This window comes from Streptomyces sp. NPDC001156 (genome assembly GCF_053598275.1).
Window position 1 is genome coordinate 1 of record NZ_JBSFJX010000107.1, and the last position, 21,037, is coordinate 21,037.

A 21,037-nucleotide genomic window follows, 5' to 3' on the forward strand; every position below is an offset into this window, starting at 1 on the left:
GGACAGGGGGACGGTGGTGACCGGCGGGATCGTCCACGAGGCGGTGAGGTACCAGCGGCAGCGGTCTGTGTCGTAGTGGATGCGGTAGGCCACGGCCCGGTTCGTGGTGATGCGGGGGGTTCCCCCCGAGAAGTGGACACCGGTTTGTATGCTTATGCGGCAAGTGTGAGTGTAGCTGAGTGTCGGGCCTCGTAGGCGACGGGGCTGAGCTGGCCGTTCTTCTTGTGTCTGCGGCGGGTGTTGTAGCGCGTGAGTCAGCGGAACACGGACAGCCGGCAGGCGCGGGCGCCGTCCCAGCGGCGGGCGCCTTGCAGTGTTTCGCGTTTCAGGGATGCGTGGAAGCTCTCGCAGGCGGCGTTGTCCGCACTGGTGCCGACGGCGCCCATGGACTGGGTGACGCCCAACTCCTTGCACAGGTCGGCGAATTCCTTCGACGTGTACTGGGCTCCGTGATCGCTGTGGAAGATCGCCCCGTCCAGGCTGCCGCGGGTCGCGGCGGCCATCCGCAGCGCGTCGGCGACCAGTTCGGTGCGCATGTGGTCGGCGATGGAGTAGCCGACCACCCGGCGGCTGAAGCAATCCAGCACGGTGGCGAGATAGAGGAACTCGCCGTCGCCGACGGGCAGATAGGTTATGTCGCCCATGTACTTCGCACCCGGCTCGGCGGCGGTGAAGTCCCGGCCGAACAGGTCCGGCACCACCTGGTTCGCCGGCTCGGGCACGGTGGTGCGGACTTTCTTGCGCAGGTGCACCCCGACGATGTTGAACTTGCGCATGACGCGGGCCACCTTCTTCTCGTTGATCTCCATGCCGTGCGTGTCCCGCAGCTCGGCGGTGACGCGCGGGGAGCCGTAGGTGCCGTCGGAGTCGTCGTGCACGGCCTTGATCTTCGTCGCCAGGGCCGCCTCGGTCCGCTCCCGCGCGGCGCGGGCCTCGCGGCCCGCCCGCCACTTGTAGAAGCTGGAGCGGTGCACGTCGAGCACCTGGCACAGCCGCTTGACCGGGTAGGTCTCGCAGTGGTCCTCGATGAACTGGCAGCGGCCTACCAGGTCATCTCCGAGGCGAAAAACTTCGTCGCCTTGCGCAGAATGTCCCGCTCGGTGGCGAGCGTGGCGTTCTCCTTGCGGGCGGCCTTCAGCTCGGCCTCCAGGGCCTGGATGCGGGCTGCGAGCTCCTCGCGGGTGGCCTCGACGGCCGGGGTGGTGCTGGTCACGTTCTTCCTGGTCAAGCCGGTGGTGCTGCCGCCGCGGGCGCGGTCGGCGCGGATCCAGTTCCGCAGGGTCTCCGCGTTGAGTCCCAGGTCACGCGCGGCTTGCGCGATCGTGAGATCAGCATCCGAGTGGAACAGGGCCACGGCGTCGGCCTTGAACTCGGGCGAATAGACCTTCATCACCATAATCGGTCACCCTCTCCCGACCCCCACCGGGGTCGAGGTCAGGGTGTCCACCACTCAGGGGGAGGCTCCGCGGTCGGCCCACTCGTCGCTGCGGTGGTGGAAGACCGCGGTTGCGGCGAGGACGTACCGGCCGTGCGGGGCGTTCGCCAGGTGCGCAAGCGGAGCAGGCAGCTTCAGTGACACTTCGCCCTCGGGCGTGACGCGGATCGTCTCGTTCCCGAACCGCTTGCCCGATTCGCCGTCCGCCTGCAGGAACCAGCGCTCCGCTTCCCAACGCCGGCGCCACGCGTGCTCGGTGAGCTGCGCCGCGTCGAGGTGGTGTCGGGTGTGGAGCAGGCGTTTGCCGCCCCGCACCACCCGCACCCGCCCCACCTCGTGATCGGCCCGTTCCCGCTCCAGCCGGTCCTTCAGCAGATGCAGCCGCCGGGACTTTTGGAACCACTCCTGCCGGGTGCGGTATCCGCCCGGAGCCCGCTTCGAGCCCTTCTCACCCACCGGCAGCGACAACCGGTGCGCGATCGTCTTGATACCGGCCTCAAGGCTGCGGATGTGCGCGAGCTGGGCACGCCGGGACAGCGCCCACTGATCGTGGGTGGCCTTCGTGATCGAACCGGCCCACCGCGAGGACGACGTGTCGGTCAGGGCCCGCTTGCGCCTGGCCCACGTATCCGCGGAGTGCTCCAGGCCCTCGGCGCACCGGCGTTTGAGATCCTTCGAGGCCAGCGACCCCAGATGCGCGCCGACCAGACGTAACACCTCCTCGTCGTCCGGCGTGAGGCCCTTGATGCGGGTGCGGATCGCCACGCCGGACGGGCCGACGGCCACGAAGGGGGCAGCGATCGTACGCAGCGACTCACCACGCATCGATCTGCCCCCTCCACAACACCTGATCAGCAACGCGAAGAACGCTACCGGCCGGCACTGACATTCAGAGCCCGCCAAGCGTCGTGCGCGCGCTGCAACACCACGAACAGGTACATGCTCCTGCACACTCACACACACTCCTGCACATCCGAAACGGAACAGCTCCCAACCCTCCCTACCGGGAGCCCATCTGCTGCTCATGCGCCGAAGAGACCTTCTTGGCATGCGCATTGCTTCCCTGCGGGCCCGTCGCCTGCTCACCGCTCCGGCCATCGCCCTGGTCGCGTCCCTCACCGCCACGGTGGCGGTGCTCGCCCCCGCTCCGGCGGCGTTCGCCGACTCCAACGCCGTGCCGACCTACGAAGTCAAGATCAACCTGACCGGTGCAGCGCTCGACTCCTCTCACAACCCGACCGCGGCCGTGAAGGCCGCCTTCGGCATCACCGGCTCCGCCAAGGCCCGGTCCTACGAGTACTTCGACACGAACGCGCTCGACCTCGACGCGCAGGGCTGGGACGTGCGCCTCCGCCACAAGTCGGGCTCGTCCTTCGAGGAGTCGTACAAGAAGCGGTTCCCCGTGGTCGGCGGTGACATCGACGCCGCTCTGGACGAGGCGAACGACGAGGGCTTCGACAGCAGCGACACCAACTACGACGCCGAGGTGGACTGGGGCTACGCCAAGCAGACCCTCAGCTTCAGCAACGAGAAGAGCCACAGCGCGAGCGGCTACTCCGGCACCTCGATGCCCTCCGCTGGCACCGGCCGCAACTGGCTGGTCAACGACATCCCCGGCAAGCTCGACGACTGGTCCTCCAACAACTGGGGTTCGGACACCCTCAAGGCCTCCCGCGCCCACGGCCCGGTGACCTCGCAGGTGTGGTCGGGCGCGTGGGAGTGGTCCGACGACGCGAGCATCGTGGTCCTTCCCGTCGTCGGCGCGAGCGGGACCGGCACGGAGTACGTCGTCGAGCTCTCGTTCAAGACCGACGACTACGCGGACGCCGCCGATCTGCACGCCGACGCCCTCTCGGTGGCCGACTCGCACGGCTGGCTGTACCACGGCGACATCCTCAAGACCCAGCTGATCCTCGACCGTTTTTGAGCCGACGGGCAGTTCGGCATCACGGCGTCCGGCCACAGCCGTTCTCGGCTGTGGCCGGACGCCGTCCGCTGTGGCCCTTTTCCGTGCCGCCGGCGGGCGCAGGGACGGTCCCGTGTCGCGGCGTCAGGACCGTGGCGACTATCTCCACGTCGCTCCCGGGGCCCCGCGGATGACCCGGATTCGACCGTCGATATCGATCTGGGTGGATGCAGGGAGCCGCAGCGGGTACACGGCGAAAAGCCTTTTCGATGCTCGGACCCTGCTCGCAGCGACAGTAACGGAGACCAGATGAGGGCCTGCCGATCACCTGTGCCGTCTCCACTCCGCGTGTCCGCCGATGTCGTGGGTGGCCGGTACCGGTTGGACGCGAAAATCGGTACCGGAGGCGTCGCCGACGTCTATGAGGGGATGGATCTCCGCCTCATGCGGCCGGTGGCCGTCAAGGTCTTCCGGTCCGGCGCCGACCAGGAGATGGAGGAGCGCTGCGCCGACGAGGCCGTCCTGCTGGCACGCATGCAGCACCCGGGGCTGGTCACCGTCTACGACGCGGGACGGCACAAGGACCTCGGCTATCTGGTCATGGAACTGGTCAAGGGCCCCACCTTGAGCCGGCGTATATCGAGGGGGCTCCTGACACCCGGACAAGTCGCCGAACTGGGCGCCGCCCTCGCGGGCGCACTCGCGCATGTGCACGCCGCCGGCATCGTGCACCGTGACGTCAAACCGTCGAACGTGCTGCTGGATGACGCAGGAGCCCCGCATCTGGCCGATTTCGGCATCTCCCGGATGATGAACGCCACACGGCACACGGCCTCCGGCGCGCTGATCGGCACCGCGGCGTATCTGGCCCCCGAGCAGGTCCTCGGCAAAGGCATCGGGCCCGCCGCCGACATCTACGCGCTCGGCCTGGTCCTGCTGGAATGCCTCAAGGGAGAACTGGAGTACGACGGGACCCCGTTGGAGGCCGCCATCGCCCGCCTCCACCGACGGCCCGACATCCCCTGCTCGGTGCCCCCGGACCTGGCTCACCTCCTGAGCGCCATGACGGCACTGGACCCGGAGGCACGTCCCACCGCCGGCGAGTGTGCCGAGGCGCTGGCCGCCCTCTCCCACGGCCCGGTCCCGGTGCCATGCGCGGAACACCTCTCCGACGCGGCCACCACCCAGGCCGCGGGGATCAGGAGCGGAGAGGGGGCCGGAGGGCCGGCCGGGCGACAAGCGGCTCCAGGCGGCCGCCATGTCCGGGCCGTACGGACGATCCAGGGACCGTCACCAGAGCCCGTCACCCACCAACGACCGGGCCGAGCACGAGGCGGCTCCCGTCGCCTGGCGCAGGTCACCGGCACCGCGGTCCTCACGGCGGTTCTGGGGGCGACCCTGTCCGCCTCTGCCGACCGGGGTGACTACGGCGTCGACCGGGCCGCCTCGAGGGCACCCGGATCCACACAGCATCCGTCCACCACGTTGGCCGAGAACACGCCGAAGCGGGGCGTCCCACCGGCGCAAGCGCCTTCCGGCTCTCCCTCGGAGACCCACGGCCCTGCGACCGTCACGGACCCGTCCCGTGACGCCCGGCACTCCCCGAGCTCCCTGGACGGCAGCACCGTCACGCGGACTTGGGCACTCCATGAGTCCGACTGGCAGGAAGAGGCCCGTCACGGCGCCCAGCAGACCCAAGACCCTGCCACCCGGCGGCCCGAGCGCCATACGCAGCCCAAGGACGACCCTGGGCACAGACACCACCCGGGGAAAGAAGAGGCGAGCTGAGGTCCTTGGGGGAGTGGATGGGAGAGCAGCTCACCCCCGAACGGCGAACGGCGATAAGCGCGGGGCCAGAGGCGTAGGACGGTCGGCGAAGTGCGGCCGCGGGCGCAGGGCTACTTGTGCTTCCCGTTGCCCTTGTCGCCGCTGGCCTGCCCGTTCCCGGTCGCGCTGTTCGCGCCCCCGGAGCCGTTGCCGGAGGCGCCCGTGTTCCCCGTGCCGCCCTTGCCGGGGTTTGGGGTATGTCCGGCGGATTTGTTCGTGTTGCCCGACCCGGTCGTGGCCTCCGCGAGTTCCCGTGCGCAGTACGCGGCGACGTTGTCCTTGCCGCCCGCAGCCGCGACCAGCCGCTGCCAGGCCGTGGCATCGAGCGCCTTGCCGCGGTCCTTGACGTGCTCGTAGGTGCGGCAATGAGCCGCGGTCTCCTTGCCGGTGACCGAGCCGTGCTGCGGTCCGAGGCCGCCGGGGGAGGCCGACGAGGCCGCACCGCCCGTCCGGTGCGGGGCGACCGCCGACGGGTGAGCGGTCCCTCGGCCGGCACCGTCAGCGGACGAACCGGCCGACCCGATCGCCGCGACCGCCACACCGCCCAGGGCAAGGCTCGCGAACACCACGCCGAAGGTCGTCTTCAGGGATCGCCCGGCATGCCGCTCTCCGGGCACCCGCCAGTCGTCCCGGCGTCGGGTACGTGCCCGGTGTGTGCCCGCGGCCTGGGCGGTCCGGAAGGCGGCCAGAGCCCGCTGCTCGGCGTCGGGGTCGAGATCGCCTTCGCGCATCGCGGCGGCGAGCATCGTCTCCAGCTCGGCGTCGTCCCACGCGTCCCATGATCCGGACACGACGTCACCAGGGTGCATACGTCGGCGGCCCGGAGGTTCGTCGCCGCTCAGCCGTTCACCCATGTCGCGCTTCCGTTCCCTGTCCGGCGTATCCGATTCATCCGGTACTGCCGGGTTCTGATAGTCGTCCGCCGGCTCACTGCCGCCGCCGTCGTTCATTCCGACTCCCCCAGCGTCCGGGAAGTCTCATCCGTCACACCCTCTCCCGCCTCGCTGCCGACGCCCAGCTGGCGGGCGAGGCGTTTCAGGCCCCGGTGGGCGGCGGTGCGCACCGCTCCCGGGCGCTTGCCGAGGACGCGTGCGGCGGCGGTACCGTCCAGGCCGACCACGACCCGTAGGAGCACGGCCTCGGCCTGGTCCCGGGGGAGCCCGCGGACCAGTTCCAGGGCCCGCTCGGTGGAGAGGGACTCCAGGGCCTGATCGTGGGTGCTGTGCGGGCCCGGCAGGTCCAGTACGTCCTGCTCGATAGCTCCCGGCCGGGGCCGCACGCGCTGGCGGCGCAGATGGTCCAGTGCCCGGTGCCGGGCGATCGTCGCCGTCCAGCCGCGGAAACCGGCCCCGTCCCCCTTGAACCGTCCGAGGTCACGGGCGATCTCCAGCCAGGCGTCGGACGCCACGTCCTCCGCCTCGTCGCCGACCAGTCCCCGCAGGTAGCCGAGCAGGCCCGGCTGCACGATCCGGTAAGCGACCGCGAAAGCGGCCTCGTCCCCGTCCTGGGCCCGCGCGACCGCCGCGCCCAATTCCCCGTCGTGCGGCTGCACGCGCCGGGGTTGTCGTCTTTGGCCCAAGACTGTCCTCGTTCGCACCGGTTCATAGCGAGTCCGTACCGTCCGACGCACTCCGGTCGCATCGGCGGCCCCCATGGTGACCAGCGCCAGTTCTCACAGAAGTGTCACAACGCCTCAGTGCATGCCAGGTCGTCGCCGCGCTGCTGCGGCCCGCCGAACGGCGCCACTACGGGCCGCCGGTACGGCAGTTCGAGGAATCGGGCCGTCTCGGGGCGACGTGTCCGCGCGGGGTCCGGGACGAGCGACCGTTCGCCGGCGCCCCGCGAGCCCGGTGCTCGTACGGCGGCGTACGGCCAGCGCCGTCCCGGGGGTGATGTTTCGTGTCGGTCGTGCGCTGTGTGAGCGGTGCCGGGCTCGCGCCCGACCAGCCGGAGGCAGTCGTCCGGCGGGCCGCCGGCACCGCAAGCGACCCGTCCCGGGTCCTGCTCCGTGCCGCCGTTGACTCCCCCCGAGGGCGGCACAGGGTGGGACGGGGCGGTCGGGACCCCGTCCACTGCACGAGGTTCCGGCCGCCCCCTACACGTCGCACTGTCGGTGGACACCGGGCGGGACGTCGGTGGGGATTGGGGGATCGACGTCAGGCGAGGATCGCGGTCCTCATCAGGGCCGCCGGTCCTTGGGTTCGGGTGAGCCCGCGGTCGCGTCCCGGCACAGCAGCCGCAGCGAGCCGAGTCCGTCGAAGCAGCGGGTGGCCTCGCCTATGGGATCCCACAGCCGTCCGTCGGCGGTGCGGATCCAGTGGTCGTCGCCCGCCGCCCACCACTCGGCGTCCGCCTGGCGGATGATCACCTCACCCGTGTACGCCCCGAAGCCGCGCAGCACGCTCTCCACGGCGACCAAAGGCGTCTCCTCCCGCCGGAGGTCGTCGATCATGCGGTCGACGCGCCACAGGCTCGGTGCCGAGTAGTCGAGATGCAGCCGCGCCCCCTCCCGCATCGTCGCCACCGTGTCCGCCGCCCACCGCACGGGCTTGGCGGCGGCATGAGGTCTGGTTTCCTGCTCTGTCGTCACACACGGAGAAGCGAGGTCAGCGGCTGATCCGTCACTCCGCCCCCGGGATTTCGGCAACCGGCGCAGAATCCGCCAGGCCACGTCGGCGCCAAGATCGACGGATCTTCCCGGAACGGTCGCCCGCCGGGCGGAGTGATGTTCGGGTGCCTCCGTGCGCTCCTTCTGTGATGAGCACGTACTTCCATCTGCGAGCGGTACCGCCCCCGGCACTGCGCAACAGTGCGACCTGGCTTGAACGACTGTTCGAGGGTGATCGGGAGAACGCCCGGCACCTGTTCGTCCAGCACCGCGATGAGGTGCTGGACAGCTGTCACCTGGATCAGGAGCTCCTCTACGCGGCCGGCGCCTCCCCGTATCACGCGGACGACCGGCCCCGGTCCCAGGTGGTGCTCGGCGGTCGGCCGGTGTTCCATCCCGACCGGGACAAACCGCCGTTCCTGGTGCTGACGGCGGCCCAGGCGCACCGGGTGGCCTCATTCCTGACGATGGCCGACTTCGACGCGCTGTGGATCTTCGCCCGCGACGAACTGCTGCCTCGCTACGGCGGTGCGACCGCGGAGCCTGAGACGCGAGGCGCTTTCGCGGAGGCGCACCAGCGGCTGACGGCGTTCTACGCGCAGACCTCCGAGCACGGGGAGGCGGTGGTGAAGTGGCTACCGGCCTGAGACGCGCCGGCCGGGCCTTCGGGGTGGAGTGAGGGCCGGGGCGGCAGCGTAACCGGTACTGCGGTGTGGTGGACGCGGCGGATCCCGTCCGCGTCACCTCGGAGAGAGAGCGGCACCGTGACGTGCCTGCCTGCCTGCCCGTCTGTCGGCTCGCCTGCTGGCCGGCCCACTAGGGCGGCCTTGTTACCGCCCGGTCGATGATCTCATTCATGGGATTCGTCCCGTTCTGCGAGGCCGAGGTGTAACACATTCGGCCGAGTTGGCTCTTTCCAAGCGGGCGACCGAATCGGTCCGCCGGGGGAGGGGGCCACTCCTGAAGTGGCTCGTGCAGCGGCCGGACGAAGGCGGCGGAGCGGACGCGAGTCCGTACGGCGCGCCGGATCCACCCAGGACGGTTCCCGGTGGTCCGCACCCCCACGGCCCCCATGAGACATCGCAGTTCGTACCGAGAGGACAGTGATCCCAGCCCATGAGCGGACACCGGCGCCGACCACCGCAGCGCTCCATTCGCGGCACGGGTGCCGGCAGTCACCCCGCCACGGGTCGCCGGGCCTCTCGTCATCAGGCGCCCGGACCGGCCACGTCACGCCGGGCCCGGAGAGCGGCGCCAGCCGGCAGACGGTGGATCGACTATCCGCGCGGGGGAAGAACGGGACCGCGCCGCTGGCTGCCATCGGTGCGTCAGCTGCTGGGAGTCTTCCTGGTCTGTTTCGGTGCCACGGCGGCGGCCGTCGGCTACGCCTACGCCACGGTCACCATCCCTGACCCCAACCCCAGGACTCTGCTCCAGAACAACGTCTACTACTGGTCCGACGGCACCGTCCTGGCGACCGACGGCAGCGTCAACCGGCAGAACGTCACGCTCTCGCAGGTGCCCACCGACGTGCAGTGGGACTTCATCGCCGCGGAGAACGCGTCCTTCTACACCGACCCGGGTATCGACCCGCAGGGAATCCTCCGTGCCGCCGTCCACATGGCGGAGGGCGGCTCCGTCCAGTCCGGGTCGACGATCACCCAGCAGTTCGTCAAGAACACGTACCTCGATCAGTCGCAGACGGTCTCACGCAAGTTCAAGGAACTGCTGATCTCCACCAAGATCGGCGCCGCCATGAGCAAGCAGCAGATCCTTCAGGGATACCTGAACACCTGCTTCTTCGGCCGTCAGGCCAACGGCATCCAGGCCGCGGCCCGCATGTACTACAACCTCCCGGTGGAAAAGCTCAACGCGAGCCAGGGAGCCTTCCTGGCGGCGGCGGTCAACGAGCCGAGCCTCTTCCAGTACGCCGACTCCGACCCCGCGGCCAAGGCGCACGCGAAAGCACGCTGGTCCTGGGTGCTCGACCGGATGGTGACGACCGGCAAGCTGGCCCCGCAACAGCGGGCGAAGTACGCGGCGGCCGGATTCCCGGCGCCCACGAAGTGGAACCGCGGTTCGGCGTTCACGGGCCAGGTCGGCTACCTGGTCCAACTGGCCAAGTCGTACATCCAGGGACACGACCGGACCATCACGGACGGCAGCCTGAGCCGGGGCGGCTACCAGATCCACACCACCTTCGACAGAAAGAAGACGACGGAGCTGGCCCGGGCCGTCGCCACGGTCCGCAAGCGACGCCTCGACCCCGCCCACCGATCGGTCGACCGGGACGTCCAGGCCGGGGCCGCCTCGGTGGATCCCACGACCGGCAGGATCGTGGCGGTCTACGGCGGTGCCGGCTTCGACCAGGCCCACTACTCGGACAACGCCGACACCGCCGGAGTCCCGGTCGGCTCCACCTTCAAGCCGGTCGTCCTGGCCGCCGCGCTCCAGCACGGAGCCGTACTGCGGCCCGGCAAGTCTCCGGAGCCGATCACCCCGGACAGCAAGTTCAACGGCGACGACGGCATCCAGATCAAGGACCAGCAGGGCAACTACGTCGCCGACCCCAAGGACCCCACCGGGCTCCTCCACCAGCACAACGACACGCCTGACCATTGGGGCTACATCGATCTGCGCAAGGCGATGGAGCAGTCGGTCAACACTCCGTACGTGCAACTGGGCGAGGACGTCGGCTACAAGAACGTGGCCGGTACCGCGGAGGCCCTTGGACTGCGCACCAACAGCCTGGCGGCCCCGAGCGCCGGCTTCTACATCGGCACCTCCACACCGAGCGCCATTCGGATGGCCGGTGTCTACGCGACCTTCGCCGCGAGCGGTATGCAGGCGACGCCGTACTCGGTGACCAAGGTGACCCACAACGGCTCGCCGCTGACCGGCTTCACCGCCCCTGCCCCCGTCCGGGCCCTTCCCGCGGCGGTCGCCGACAATGTGACCGATGTGCTCCGGGGCGTCATCGCCCGGGGCACCGGCACCAAGGCCCAGGCCGTCGGCAGGACCGCGGCGGGCAAGACCGGAACGACCGACGACTACCGGTCGGCCTGGTTCATCGGCTACACCCCGCAGCTCGCCACCTCCGTCCTCCTGTTCCGGGAGGACCCGAACCACCCGCGTCTGGAATCCCTGGTAGGTGTCGGCGGCCTACAGAAGGTGTTCGGTGGCGACATCCCCACCGAGATCTGGACCGAGTACATGCGCGGCGCCCTCGCCGGCCTGCCCGACGCCCCCTTCCCGGCGCCCGCCTCCCTGGGCCACGGCACCAACGAATACGGCGCTCCTTCCCCCTCGCCCTCCAAGCCCCGCAAACCTGCGGACGGGCAAGGGGGCGACCACCACCGCCGCACCGGGAGCACCCGGACGGCCGTCCCTGGGTGCCATCGCCACAAGTGCCATTGATCGCGTCGGCACAAGACCTCGCGGAGGGCATCAGCCACTCGCCCGCTTCCTCGGACGGACCTCGAGGGCCCCGGGCGCCACGGGCCGCCACGGCGATGGCCGCCGGACCGAGGGGAGGGGAGAGCGTCGGCCACCGGCCGGGGCTCTCCCCTCCCTTGCGATGACTCGAATATGTGGGCATAAACGGATAAAAGTGCGCAAGCGCGGGGTCTTTCCCGTACTTCCTCGCGTCCTCCGACCCCGCGGCCAGGCCGCCGCCGATGCCTATTCGGCAGCCGCTCTGCCGGCGTATCGGCCGGTTCCCGTCCCAAGGAGAGGGACAACTCCGCAAGGGTCTTCCGTTTTGACTGGTGGAGGCGTACGTTCCGTTTACCCCGCGATGGCGCCTTCCGAGGCGCTGGCCCGTCGGTACCGGGACGACGGGCCGCGCGGGGGCCAACTTGTGGCGGCCGGGGTCAGGAGCAATCGGAGCGATAGGCGAAGGGCCTGTCGGGGCAGCTTGGGCATTCGAACAGGTAAATGCCGCCCATGTCGCCGAGCATGAGGCCGGGCGAGCACTGGACCTGCATCCGTTCTTCGAAGGCAAGGTCCCAGATCGTGCCCTCGGCCGGGGTGTCCTCGACGGGCAGCCAGGTGCGCCAGCTTTCGCCGTCGAACTCAGAGCTGTTGATCGTCAGGAGATGGTCCATGCGCCGGCTGCACGTCGGGCACGTGGGCCAGTTCGGCTCCTGCGTCCAGGTCGGGTAGCCGCCGACCTTGATCCCGTCGGAGACGGAGAGGTGGTACCAGTACGACCAACCGGTTTCCTCCTCCAGTTGCTCGAACCTGGCTTCGAGCGCGTCGGCGATGTCCTCCGGCAGATCCCAGTTCGGGTAGTCGGTGACGCGTTCAGGGTGCAGGACGCACGGGTCCGGCAGGTAGTCGCTGTCGGCACCGCTCGGGCGGGGCGGGGCCGCCGGTGCGAGGTCGCTCCCGGAGCTGCTGCGCCAGAAGATCTCGGGGCGGGGTACGTAGCCGTCCTCGTGATCGAAGGGGCACCACAGCACCTGCAGCAGATCGGTGCCGGTCGGGAAGTCCAGGTCGGGCACGTCGGCGGCGAAGAGCTGGAGCACCGGAACGAGGGGGACCGGCTCCTCGGTGGGCGGGGAGTACGCCGTGTGAGGGTGGTCGTCCCCGCAGTGCGGCCAGTGCTGCGACGGCGGCCAGAGCAGGGGCCCACCGAGCGAGCTGTCCCGTGCGCCCGGCTCGCCGATACGCGGATGCAGCCGGACGGCCACCTTCCGAAAGGCGGCCACCTCGGAAAACAGTGTCTCGACAGCGACCGGACGCGGCGGGGTGGTGCGAGCCATCGGACGTGCTCCTCGGGCGGGATCTCGTGTTCACAACGGCCGTGGCCGCAGCGGTCTGCAGAGTAGCGTCACGATTTCTGTCCACGGACAGGGGGACGTCCGGGCGAGCGGACCGACTCAAGTCTCTGTCCGTGGGCGGTTGATCTCCCTGCCCGGTATGGCTGTTCGTCTTCTGTGGGGCGGCTCGTCTGTGTTCCGGTCGGCCGGGCCCGTGGCGGCTGCTGTGCCATGTCCGGTGTCAGTGGTGGCTGCGATGCTGGCGGCATGACCCCGTGGAACCTGATCGATCTCGACAGGGCCCTGCGAGCCGGCTGGGCCGCCGACACCTGTTCGCCCGACGACCAAGCCAACTGGCAGCAGCGCAACCCGGCTTGGGGGCACTGCGACATCACGGCCTTGATCGTCAACGATGTCTTCGGCGGTGATCTCATGGTCGGCGAGGTGCACCTTGAGGGCACCCAGCACGGCTTCCACTGGTGGAACCGGTTGCCGAGCGGTGTTGAACTCGACCTGACCCGCGAGCAGTTCCAGCGCGGGCAGACCATCACGGCTGTTCGGGTCGTCGAGCGTCCACCGGGTCCGTTGCCGCGTCGTTGGGAGGAGTACCTCCTGCTGCGCGAGCGTGTCATCGAGCACCTCGGCTCGCTGCCGGAGCCCGTCTGAGGGTGCCGGGGTCGCGTCGTCCGGTTCAGCGGAACGGCACATCGCGTGGAAAGGGGCCGCTGGCCGACATCACCGCCGGCCAGTGCCCCTTCTGTCACGGCGGCGACATGAGGCTTCTGCCACCGCGGTGGCAGGCGACTCGAAGTTCGTTGTCTCCCTTACGGGTTGCCTCGCGACATCCCTTGTGCTGCCGCTGTTGTCATCCCCTACGCGTCGCCGCCGAGGTCGCCGTCCCGGAGTCGGGCCAGCACCACCGGGTCGATCTTGCCGGGAACCAGGCGGTTCTCCAGGTTCTCCACTCCGGCCCACATGTCCAGCGAGGCGTAACCGCGCACGGTGACCAGGCTCTGCACCTCCTCCTTCAGCTCACCCGACAGGTCCAGCAGGGCGTCCGGGTCGGGCCTGCCGAACAGCAGCTCGTGCACGTCCAGCAGGCGCCTCAGCTCCGTAACGGGGTCGGGATGGTCGTCCACCCGCAGATCGCAGGCGACATCGCTGCCGCCGCCGTACCCGGCGCCCGGAGACACCACATACAGGGCCGCGCTCTGGCGGCCCCTGCGGTCACCGCCCGCGGCGTCGCCCGCCGCCAGCACCGCGACCAGCCGCCGGTCGAGGGGCACCTCCCGCGAGGACAGCCAGGCCGACTCCATGGCTTCGATCACCTCGGGGCCGGTGAGGATGTTGCCCTGGATCGCATAACCGTCGCCTGCGGTCCCACCGGCCCAGTCCAGACACTCTTCGCCTGTGTACGTCGCTCCGGGGCCTTCGGGACCGACGATCAGGAAGGCCCGCCCCGGCAAGCTCACCGTCAGGTCAATGCCCGCCCATCACGCGCTCGGTGTGTCGAAGTCGTCCAGCCAGATCACGATTCCGGTCAGGTCGTGCAGGACGGCCGCTGCACCCGCTCTGATGGCGGCCGCGCAGCGCGGGGCGGTGAACGAGGCGGGGTCGTACGTTGAGGACATGCCGAGGCCTTCGCCGCGGAACGAGGCGCCCGACCAGTCGACAGCCGTCACGTTGTAGGTGGGCTCGGCGAGTTCCGCGCCGACGACGAGGAACCGTTGGGACAGATGGTTCGGGGTGACCGTCGCCAGCGGGTCGATGAGGTCGTTGCCCGCGCTGACGACGAGGTCCGGGCTCATTTCGAGAGCCTTGGTGAGGGTGGGAAGGAGGTCCAACGTGCCGTCGGCTCGCACCGTCCTGAGGTCGACGTGTTCGGCTTCGGCCCAGTCCTCGACGGCCGTCACGAGCGCTCTGGTCGGCCGGTCGGCACCCGCACTGACAAGGACCACGCGGTAGTTCTTCGGAGGGTGGACGCCGGTCCACGACCCCGGTCGGGGTGTGGTCGTCGACTCGGGAGCGGGCGAGGAGGAGGTGTCGACGAACCCGGCGCCGAGGGCACCCACGGCGGTGGGCTTGGGGTGCGGCCGCGACCAGTCGTCGGCGGAACTGCATCCGGTGACCAGGGCGGCGGACGCGGAGAGCACGGCAAGGGTCCGAAGCGGGGGGCGCAAGGCGTTCGTCCTCCGAGTGGTGTGAGTGGTACGTCCCCATCCTGCGGTGCCCGTTCCCGCAAGTCGCCCTCGGAAGGGCGTTTCCTCGAACCTGTTTTCGTACGGTTCGTCGACGAGCCGAGCCGAGTTCACCCGTGACATGGACCGTGCCCTGGCAACTCTAAGGAGCCACATGTCACGACACGTCCGTCGCGCCGTCATCGGGATCACCGTCGCGGTGATCACCTTCCTGAGCCTGGTCCAGCCCGCGTCCGCCCACGGGTTCACGTCGACGGTGTACGTCCACGCCACCGCGAGCGGGGAGAACCGCATACGCACGACGCTGGAGCTCGAGTACGACCTCTTCATCGTCTCCGCCGCCGACTACGAGAAGGACGACCCTCTCTTCCGAGCCGGAGACGCCGCGTTCGACACCGGCGACACCGTCGGCCAGGCCGCGGCGCTCAACTCCCATGCGCAGTCGGCCGTCTCGTATGTGACCCAGCGATTCTCGGTCACCTCGGCCGCCAAACACTGCACACCGACACGGGTGGGCGGCTTCACGATGGGTCGCCGGGAGGGCGTACCGTACGCCGTTCTGCACCTCGACTGGGCCTGCCCCCCGGCAGGCGGAAAACGCCAGGTGCGCAGCGCGCTGTTCCCCGACTCCGAGGGCTATGTCAAAGGCACCAAGACGATCGTCACCTACGACGTGGACGGCCGTTCAGGGAGTGCCGCGCTCGACGCAGCCCATCCCACCTTCTCCCTCGAACAGCCGTGGTACCAGCGGTTCTGGGAGTTCTTCCGCCTGGGCGCCGAGCACCTGCTGACCGGTATCGACCACATCCTGTTCCTGCTCGCGCTCATCGCGGGGTCGCGCCGACTGCGGGAGATCGTGCTCGCGGCCACGAGTTTCACCCTCGCCCACTCGATGACGTTCCTGCTCGCCGCGCTCGGTCTGGTCGATGTGCCGGGCAGAGTCGTGGAGCCCGTCATCGCGCTGTCGATCGCCGTGGTCGCAGGCTGGCACCTGTGGCGGATCCGGCAGCGCGGCGGTCATGCCACCGATCTCGAGACCGGCGGCGGACATTTCAGCCTCGACCGCGCGGGCTGGATACGCCTCGGTGTCGTGTTCTGCTTCGGTCTGGTCCACGGCCTCGGTTTCGCGGGCGCGTTGGGGATCGAGACGGCCTGGTCGTGGACCCTGCTGTGGTCGCTGCTGGTGTTCAACGTCGGCATCGAGGTCGTACAACTGGCCATCATCGCACTCGTGTTCCCGCTGCTGGCCGTGCTGCGCCATCGTGCGCCGACGGCCGGCCTCTGGGTGACCGGCGCGCTGTCGGCGGGAGTGGCGGTCATGGGGCTCGTGTGGTTCACGCAACGGGTGTTCGCCATCTGAGACGGGGCTCATCTCTCGTTCGAAGTTCAATAAGCACCAAGATCACATTTGCGTCCGGTTTACCAACCCCAGAGACCTTTTTGACCTCCGATCACGCACTTCTGTGCCTCAAAAGGAACGAAAGTGATGAGATTCAGACCCAACGCGCAGGTCTCCGGGCCTGCGCGGCACCGCGCGGCCACAGGAGCCGCAGCGGCCTTCCTGGGCTTGTCCATAGCCCTCGGTGGCACCCTGGCCTCTGCCGCCAGCGCCGCCGACACCGCCACTCTCAGCGGCATCGTCCTCGGCGTGGGTGCCAACGAGTCCCAGCGCACCGTGACGTGGTACTCCTCGGCGGACACCACGCAGGTCGTCCAGGTCGCGCCGACCGCCCAGGTGGTCAACGGTGAATTCCCCGCCGACGCAGTCACCTTCGACGCCCTCGGCGGGGCGAACATCGCCACCAGCGGCGGATTCAACCGCCACGCGACGATCACCGGCCTGAAGGAGCACACCGCGTACTCCTACCGCGTCGGCGCCGAGGGCAACTGGTCCGGGGCGTACTCCTTCAAGACGCAGAACTACGAAGGCGACTACGACTTCCTGTTCTACGGCGACCCGCAGATCGGCTCGTCCGGCGACGTGGCGAAGGACCAGGCCGGCTGGCAGGACACGCTGGACGTCTCGCTGAAGGCCAACCCGGACGCGGAGCTCCTGGTGTCGGGCGGTGACCAGGTCGAGACGGCCAACACCGAGACCCAGTGGAACGCCTTCCTCGCTCCGGACCAGCTGCGCCAGTACCCGTGGGCCGCCACCATCGGCAACCACGACGTCGGCGGCAAGGCCTACGAGCAGCACTTCACCACCCCGAACACCGACCGCTCGGCCCCGTACTACGACAACGGGAACCCGGCGGGCACCAAGTCCGGTGGTGACTACTGGTACATCTACAAGGATGTCCTGTTCATCGACCTGAACAGCAACAGCTACAACTCCGCCAACGGCGGCGGCGACGCGGCGCACATCAACTACGTCACCGACGTCATCAACAAGCACGGCAACGAGGCCAAGTGGAAGGTCCTCGTCTACCACCACGCGATCTACTCGCCGGCCGACCACGCCAAGGACGCCGACAACAAGATTCGCCGCGTCGACTTCCCGACAACGTTTTCCAAGCTCGGCGTCGACCTGGTGCTGCAGGGCCACGACCACAGCTACTCGCGCAGCTACCTGATCAAGAACGGCGAGAAGGCGAACCCGGCCGAGCAGCCTGGTGCCGCCGATGTCTACCCCGGTCCGGGCGGTGTCCTCTACGTGACGGGCAACTCGGCCTCGGGCTCGAAGTACTACGACATCACCGCGCCGGACAACAGCGGCACGAACGGCGCCGGCAACGGTGCGGACCCGCTCAACCCGAAGAACTACTGGTACAACTCGGTCCAGAACCAGGAGCACGTCCGCTCCTACGTGAAGGTCCAGGTGCGGAACGACAAGCTCGTCGTCGAGAACCTCCGCAGCGGCACCTGCGCGGCTCCGAACGCGGCCGTGGAGAAGGGCAACTGGTGCAACAACACCCCCGCCGACCAGCCCGTGGGCTCGGTCGTCGACAAGGTGACGGTGCACCCGTACCACGGTGACAAGCAGGATCTCGCCGTCAACGTTCCCAACCCGGCTCCCGGTGAGTTCGGTTGGACGATCGACGGCTACAACGGCCTGGTGGACCTCGGCACCGCCGAGGAGCGGAACGGCGACCACTTCGTCGCGGACGGCAAGATCAACCCGCTCCTCGTGTCGGACAGCCGCCGGTCCCTCGCCCCGTGGTCCGTCTCGGCCAACGTGAGCGACTTCCGCGACGGCGACAAGACGTTCTCCGGCTCCTACCTCGGTTGGACGCCGTACGTCCTCGACGGCGGCGCGGGCGCCAAGGCCGGCGACCCGGTGGCCTCCGGCTACGACGACCAGGGCCTGGGCCTGTCCGTCTCGCGCGGCATCGGCTCGGCGGACCAGGGTCACCCCCGTGGCACCGCCAAGCTCGGCGCCGACCTGGATCTGAAGATCCCGGACACCGTCACCAAGGGTGGCTACCGGGCCACTCTGACGATCACCGCACTGAGCAGCTGATCCAGTCCGTTCCACTGGCGGGGTAGGCACCTTCGGGCCGGCCTACCCCGCCTCCTGTGCCAGGAGAACCCCAGATGTACGCGCTCGCAATGCGCCGGAAGACCACCGTCGTCTCCCTCGTCCGCACAGCCGTCCTCGCCCTGCTCACCGCCTGTGCGATCAGCGGCCTGAGTGTCGGATCCGCTCACGCCGCGGACGGCGACGTCACCTGGACGGTCAGGACGGCCGCGAACGGGTACGGCGACGACCGGTCCAGCTTCGCCTACGACCTCAACCCAGGCGGCCAGATCAAGGACGCCATGGTCGTCGCCAATCGCAGCAAGGCTCCGCTCACCCTGGCGGTCTACGCCGCCGACGGCTTCACCACGGGCACGGGCCAACTCGACCTGCTCACCAAGGACAGGAAGTCCATCGGCATCGGCGCATGGGTCCACGCCGGCCGCGAGCGCGTCGTGATCCCGCCGGGCAAGTCCGCTCAAGTTCCCTTCACGGTCACCGTCCCGGACCATGCCGTGCCCGGCGACTACGTGGGCGGCATCCTCACCTCCCTCAGGCAGTCCGACGACGCCGAGGGCGTCAACGTGGACCGGCGCCTCGGCATCCGTATCAAGCTGCGGGTCAGCGGCAAGCTCACGCCGAACCTCACGATCGAGAACCTCCGCGTGACGTACGCGGGTTCGTTCGCCCCGTTCGCCAAGGGCGACGCCACCGTCACCTACTCGATCCACAACACCGGCAACGCGGTCCTGTCCGCGCAACAGCAGGTCTCGGTCGCGGGTGCCTTCGGCTGGCTGCGGACCGAGGCCGGACGCATAGCCCCCTCACCGGAGTTGCTGCCCGGCGAGAGCTGGAAGGTGACGGTGCCCGTCCACGGCGTGGCACCCGGAGTGAGCCTGACCGCCACGGCCACCCTCACGCCCCGGCTGACCGACTCCTCGGGTTCCATCACCTCATTGAAGCCCGTCGAGGCCACGGCACATGGATGGGCCGTGCCATGGACGTTGCTGCTGATCCTGATCGTGCTGATCGCGCTCATCGCCGGAGCCATCGTCCTCATCCGCCGCCACCGCACGCGCCGCAAGCTGCGAGAGGACGAGCGCGTCCGAGCGGCCGTCGAGGAGGCACTCAGCAGCCGGCCCGCACAGAAGAGCTGAACGCATCGACAACGCAACCGACGGAGGCGGGCGCCGTCGGGGCGGACATGCAGCTGATGGGCATCGACTCCCAGGTGCCCACCAGCTCTTTCGTCGTGTGACCACCGAAGGTCACAACCGTCCGCGTTCCCGATGAGTTCAATGAGCGGGGAACGTGAGCCGCAGAACGATCTCGTCGTCGTCGATCTCCCCGGTGGGCTCGAACCCGAACTTCCGATAGAAGGGCCACGGCTCGCCCTCACCGGGCTCGTAGCTGGTCAGCAGCTCGGTGGCGCCGTCCTCCCGCACCAGGGCGACGACCTGCTGGAGCGCCTCTCGGCCGATTCCGCGCCCCTGATGCCGCTTGTCGACAAGCAGGCGCCAGAGGAAGTGCCGCCCTTTGTAAGGACCAGTCGGCGGTTTCCACGACAGCATCACGAAGCCGACCGGCTCGTCACCGCTGTACACGGCGCGGTACCAGGGGTTGGCCTTCGGTTTCTTTGCCGCCTCCTTGAGCGACTTGGACACGGAGGCGACGAACTGCTTCTGGTCATGTCGGACGTGGAGGGCGCAAACGGCATCCCGGTTGTCGTCGGTGATCTCCCGAAGGTGCACACCTGGGGATCTCATGCCACACCCCTTCCGCATCCGGCAGCTGCGCCATCCGGGTCTACGTGACGAGCCGCCACCGGGCGGCATTCCATGCGTCCGCGTCATCGCGGACGCCAGGTCGGACGTCTTCGCAGCGTATGCGACGCAGGCGATCTGGAGCGGAACTGGCACGCCGGACCGCGTCCGCGCCCGAGGCAGCTTCACCATGCAGTGCGCTGTTCCTCCCGGCCGTGCCGGCAACCGTGTTCCAGGTGGCCGCGGGATCATGCAGACGTTCCTGCCGCAGGGGTGTCATGCTCGACGGGCTACGACCCTGGGTACGAACCGTTCTCACGTTCGCTACTCTCCCTCACGCCGGGTGAGGTACATAGAGCAGCAAAGAGAGCTCTGGGGAGGCCGAGATGCTGTTCAACGGGCTGCCGCAAGGATCGATGCCCAAGCTTGAGCGCCCGGAACCGCTGCGCGAGCGTGTGTACGGGGCTCTGCTGGAGCTGATCAGCTCAGGGTCGTTGCGCCCTGGCCGGCACCTGGTGGAGAGCGAGCTCGCAGGCCACCTCGGGGTCTCCCGGCAGCCCGTACGCGAGGCGTTGCAGCGGCTGAACACCGAAGGGTGGGTGGATCTTCGCCCGGCCCAGGGTGCCTTTGTCCACGAGCCGACCGGTGACGAGACCGACCAGCTCTTCGTCGTCCGCGCTCTGCTCGAGACCGAGGCGGCGCGTCTGGCAGCGGTCGGCCCCTCGGGCGAGGGACTTGAGCGGCTGGACGAGCTGTGCGCGACGGGTGAGGCTGCGGTCGGCGCCGACGACGTGGACGCGGTGGTGATCGCGAACGCCACATTCCACGCGTGCGTCGTGGAACTGGCCGGGAACGCGGTGCTCGCGGAGCTGGCCGCCCATGTCGAGCGCAGGGTCCGCCGGTACTACACACCCATCGCCCACCAGGCCTGGGTGGAGCACCGCGAGCTGATCGCGGCCATCGCCGCCCGCGACGACGCACGCGCCCAGAAGGTCATGCGCGCCCACACGGAGAACGCAAGGACTCGCTTCCCCCCGAGGCAGCGTGGTTGACGCCGACGGGGCCGGGGCCGAACTTCGG

Annotated in this window: 16 protein-coding genes and 2 pseudogenes; 9 read left to right on the forward strand and 9 right to left on the reverse strand. The window is 69.2% G+C overall.

The window, feature by feature from the left end:
- Positions 1-152: 152 nt before the first annotated feature.
- Both ACWDA7_RS33975 and ACWDA7_RS33980 read right to left on the reverse strand, forming a co-directional pair.
- A pseudogene (locus tag ACWDA7_RS33975) lies at positions 153-1,396 on the reverse strand (IS3 family transposase).
- 60 nt (positions 1,397-1,456) lie between these two features.
- A pseudogene (locus ACWDA7_RS33980) lies at positions 1,457-2,260 on the reverse strand (IS200/IS605 family accessory protein TnpB-related protein); the annotation flags it as partial.
- A gap of 223 nt (positions 2,261-2,483) precedes the next feature.
- Here ACWDA7_RS33980 and ACWDA7_RS33985 point away from each other — a divergent pair.
- Positions 2,484-3,362, forward strand: a complete 879-nt coding sequence (locus ACWDA7_RS33985; protein WP_450609352.1) for a hypothetical protein — start codon at positions 2,484-2,486, stop codon at positions 3,360-3,362.
- A 327-nt stretch (positions 3,363-3,689) separates the two neighbouring features.
- The gene (locus ACWDA7_RS33990; protein ID WP_450609354.1) at positions 3,690-5,129 is read left to right on the forward strand and encodes a protein kinase domain-containing protein; all 1,440 of its coding nucleotides are present in this window, start codon (positions 3,690-3,692) and stop codon (positions 5,127-5,129) included.
- 110 nt (positions 5,130-5,239) lie between these two features.
- Here ACWDA7_RS33990 and ACWDA7_RS33995 read toward each other — a convergent pair whose 3' ends face one another.
- The 3 genes from ACWDA7_RS33995 to ACWDA7_RS34005 form a co-directional block, all read right to left on the reverse strand.
- The gene (locus ACWDA7_RS33995; protein WP_450609356.1) at positions 5,240-6,022 is read right to left on the reverse strand and encodes a hypothetical protein; all 783 of its coding nucleotides are present in this window, start codon (positions 6,020-6,022) and stop codon (positions 5,240-5,242) included.
- 92 nt (positions 6,023-6,114) lie between these two features.
- Positions 6,115-6,747, reverse strand: a complete 633-nt coding sequence (locus ACWDA7_RS34000) for an RNA polymerase sigma factor (protein ID WP_450609358.1) — start codon at positions 6,745-6,747, stop codon at positions 6,115-6,117.
- A gap of 600 nt (positions 6,748-7,347) precedes the next feature.
- Positions 7,348-7,758: a hypothetical protein gene (locus ACWDA7_RS34005; protein WP_450609360.1), complete on the reverse strand. Its 411-nt coding sequence runs from the start codon at positions 7,756-7,758 to the stop codon at positions 7,348-7,350.
- A 167-nt stretch (positions 7,759-7,925) separates the two neighbouring features.
- On the opposite strand from ACWDA7_RS34005, the gene ACWDA7_RS34010 reads away from it, so the two are divergent.
- Both ACWDA7_RS34010 and ACWDA7_RS34015 read left to right on the forward strand, forming a co-directional pair.
- Complete coding sequence (locus tag ACWDA7_RS34010; RefSeq protein WP_450609361.1) at positions 7,926-8,423, forward strand: DUF1877 family protein; 498 nt, start codon at positions 7,926-7,928, stop codon at positions 8,421-8,423.
- Between the two features lie 676 nt (positions 8,424-9,099).
- Entirely contained in the window at positions 9,100-11,193 is a 2,094-nt protein-coding gene (locus tag ACWDA7_RS34015; protein WP_450609363.1) for a transglycosylase domain-containing protein, read from the forward strand.
- A 455-nt stretch (positions 11,194-11,648) separates the two neighbouring features.
- On the opposite strand, the gene ACWDA7_RS34020 is transcribed toward ACWDA7_RS34015, so the two are convergent.
- Positions 11,649-12,542, reverse strand: coding sequence for a DUF1963 domain-containing protein (locus tag ACWDA7_RS34020; RefSeq protein ID WP_450609365.1), 894 nt, complete (start codon positions 12,540-12,542; stop codon positions 11,649-11,651).
- A gap of 264 nt (positions 12,543-12,806) precedes the next feature.
- On the opposite strand from ACWDA7_RS34020, the gene ACWDA7_RS34025 reads away from it, so the two are divergent.
- Positions 12,807-13,205, forward strand: coding sequence for a YunG family protein (locus tag ACWDA7_RS34025; RefSeq protein ID WP_450609367.1), 399 nt, complete (start codon positions 12,807-12,809; stop codon positions 13,203-13,205).
- Positions 13,206-13,411: 206 nt separating this feature from the next.
- Here ACWDA7_RS34025 and ACWDA7_RS34030 read toward each other — a convergent pair whose 3' ends face one another.
- Together ACWDA7_RS34030 and ACWDA7_RS34035 are read right to left on the reverse strand one after the other, a co-directional pair.
- Positions 13,412-14,011: a DUF1028 domain-containing protein gene (locus ACWDA7_RS34030; protein WP_450609369.1), complete on the reverse strand. Its 600-nt coding sequence runs from the start codon at positions 14,009-14,011 to the stop codon at positions 13,412-13,414.
- A 21-nt stretch (positions 14,012-14,032) separates the two neighbouring features.
- Entirely contained in the window at positions 14,033-14,719 is a 687-nt protein-coding gene (locus ACWDA7_RS34035) for a hypothetical protein (protein WP_450609370.1), read from the reverse strand.
- 172 nt (positions 14,720-14,891) lie between these two features.
- Between ACWDA7_RS34035 and ACWDA7_RS34040 the strand changes: the two genes are divergently transcribed.
- From ACWDA7_RS34040 to ACWDA7_RS34050, 3 genes are all read left to right on the forward strand, one after another.
- A complete protein-coding gene (locus ACWDA7_RS34040; protein WP_450609372.1) occupies positions 14,892-16,097 on the forward strand; it encodes a HupE/UreJ family protein in 1,206 nt (401 codons plus the stop codon).
- A 126-nt stretch (positions 16,098-16,223) separates the two neighbouring features.
- Positions 16,224-18,197 carry a fibronectin type III domain-containing protein gene (locus ACWDA7_RS34045; RefSeq protein ID WP_450609374.1) on the forward strand — a complete coding sequence of 658 codons (1,974 nt, stop codon included), beginning with the start codon at positions 16,224-16,226 and terminating at the stop codon, positions 18,195-18,197.
- Positions 18,198-18,271: 74 nt separating this feature from the next.
- Positions 18,272-19,351, forward strand: a complete 1,080-nt coding sequence (locus ACWDA7_RS34050) for a WxL protein peptidoglycan domain-containing protein (protein WP_450609376.1) — start codon at positions 18,272-18,274, stop codon at positions 19,349-19,351.
- Positions 19,352-19,489: 138 nt separating this feature from the next.
- On the opposite strand, the gene ACWDA7_RS34055 is transcribed toward ACWDA7_RS34050, so the two are convergent.
- Positions 19,490-19,960, reverse strand: a complete 471-nt coding sequence (locus tag ACWDA7_RS34055) for a GNAT family N-acetyltransferase (RefSeq protein ID WP_450609378.1) — start codon at positions 19,958-19,960, stop codon at positions 19,490-19,492.
- A 383-nt stretch (positions 19,961-20,343) separates the two neighbouring features.
- Between ACWDA7_RS34055 and ACWDA7_RS34060 the strand changes: the two genes are divergently transcribed.
- Positions 20,344-21,009 carry a GntR family transcriptional regulator gene (locus ACWDA7_RS34060; protein WP_450609380.1) on the forward strand — a complete coding sequence of 222 codons (666 nt, stop codon included), beginning with the start codon at positions 20,344-20,346 and terminating at the stop codon, positions 21,007-21,009.
- Positions 21,010-21,037 lie beyond the last annotated feature (28 nt).

What these genes read in the sequence shown, in the direction of transcription:
- ACWDA7_RS34025 (WP_450609367.1), top strand. Translation starts at nt 12,807, where the DNA reads ATGACCCCGTGGAACCTGATCGATCTCGACAGGGCCCTGCGAGCCGGC.
- ACWDA7_RS34010 (WP_450609361.1), top strand. Translation starts at nt 7,926, where the DNA reads ATGAGCACGTACTTCCATCTGCGAGCGGTACCGCCCCCGGCACTGCGC.
- ACWDA7_RS34050 (WP_450609376.1), top strand. Translation starts at nt 18,272, where the DNA reads ATGTACGCGCTCGCAATGCGCCGGAAGACCACCGTCGTCTCCCTCGTC.
- ACWDA7_RS34020 (WP_450609365.1), bottom strand. Translation starts at nt 12,542, where the DNA reads ATGGCTCGCACCACCCCGCCGCGTCCGGTCGCTGTCGAGACACTGTTT.
- ACWDA7_RS33985 (WP_450609352.1), top strand. Translation starts at nt 2,484, where the DNA reads ATGCGCATTGCTTCCCTGCGGGCCCGTCGCCTGCTCACCGCTCCGGCC.
- ACWDA7_RS33995 (WP_450609356.1), bottom strand. Translation starts at nt 6,022, where the DNA reads ATGGGTGAACGGCTGAGCGGCGACGAACCTCCGGGCCGCCGACGTATG.
- ACWDA7_RS34055 (WP_450609378.1), bottom strand. Translation starts at nt 19,960, where the DNA reads ATGAGATCCCCAGGTGTGCACCTTCGGGAGATCACCGACGACAACCGG.
- ACWDA7_RS34045 (WP_450609374.1), top strand. Translation starts at nt 16,224, where the DNA reads ATGAGATTCAGACCCAACGCGCAGGTCTCCGGGCCTGCGCGGCACCGC.
- ACWDA7_RS34040 (WP_450609372.1), top strand. Translation starts at nt 14,892, where the DNA reads ATGTCACGACACGTCCGTCGCGCCGTCATCGGGATCACCGTCGCGGTG.
- ACWDA7_RS34060 (WP_450609380.1), top strand. Translation starts at nt 20,344, where the DNA reads ATGCTGTTCAACGGGCTGCCGCAAGGATCGATGCCCAAGCTTGAGCGC.